Here is a 1,004-nt window from a genome sequence, read left to right as displayed (position 1 = left end):
ATTGAACTACCCCCACCTACCTCTACACGAGCTTGAGGTGGGGGATTCTACTGTTTCTGCCCTAACAAAAACACTTCCTCTCGTTCAACAAAGAGGATACAACGATATAGAAATTCGGTAGTGTCCTTATGCAAGACGACCTCTTTCTATCCTCCGAGGAAAATAGAACAGGTACAGCTACTTTCTTCCTATATCGAGGCGAAGAACACCCTGTCATTCATCCAGTTCCTAGACCTGTTATCTGCTCTGGTGACAAGCGTAAGAGACTGGGACAAGGGATTCTTTTTTCATGATGCAAACAGTTTTGCTAGTTTTTTCTTTTCACTTTCAAATAAGTCTAATCGTTCTATTTGTAAGGCTTCTTTCGGCTGATTCACATGGTATAACTGATAGAAATGATGGGTCCGAATATCCAATCGATTGTTTAATTGATGCCAATGGGTCCAGTGGTGTGCTTCTTTCTTTGGAATATAAGGCTGAAGCACCTGAGGTACTTTTTCTTTATACCCTAATCCACGACGCCCAATCGTAAAAGCCGCAGATTGATGAATAGAAATGCCAAGTTTCCGCATATATTTCATCTTCCCTGAAATCGAAGTGTAAGCTGAATTAACTTGAAAGACAGCCACGCCCATTTTATCCGCACAACCCAAAATCGCGCTTGTCATCTTCTTATAAGCGAACATACTCTTCATTCGATTCACTCGCTTATTTCCGTATCGATCACCTGCCCTTGATTGCGTGGTATCTAACTTTTCTATTACAATCGGCTTGTTATACCGATACGCGAGATCAACTAAGCGAATGACTTCCGCTTCGATTATCTTTGTGATTTGTCCAGTTGATTTACCCATAATAGAAAAACGGAGGGAACCACTTCCTTTGTAATTCCCATCCTTTGTTACATTCGCCCAAGCAAAATGATCTAGATTGCAATCCACACCAATTACACCATCCGATTTACTATAATTTGTGTGAGGGTGTTCCGGTACATCGATTAAGCA

The 1,004-nt window shown here is 41.2% G+C and carries 1 protein-coding gene; it reads right to left on the bottom strand.

Translation table 11 applies throughout. From position 1 onward, the window contains the following. Positions 1–287: 287 nt before the first annotated feature. A partial coding sequence (locus QUF99_RS00165; protein WP_289367987.1) for an IS200/IS605 family accessory protein TnpB-related protein occupies positions 288–1,004 on the bottom strand: 717 nt, incomplete at its 5' end.

The organism is Bacillus sp. DX4.1, assembly GCF_030348195.1.
In the GTDB taxonomy this organism is placed as follows: domain Bacteria; phylum Bacillota; class Bacilli; order Bacillales; family Bacillaceae_G; genus Bacillus_A.
Note: the sequence above shows the minus strand (reverse complement) of the source record. Positions and strands in the feature narration are given on the sequence as shown.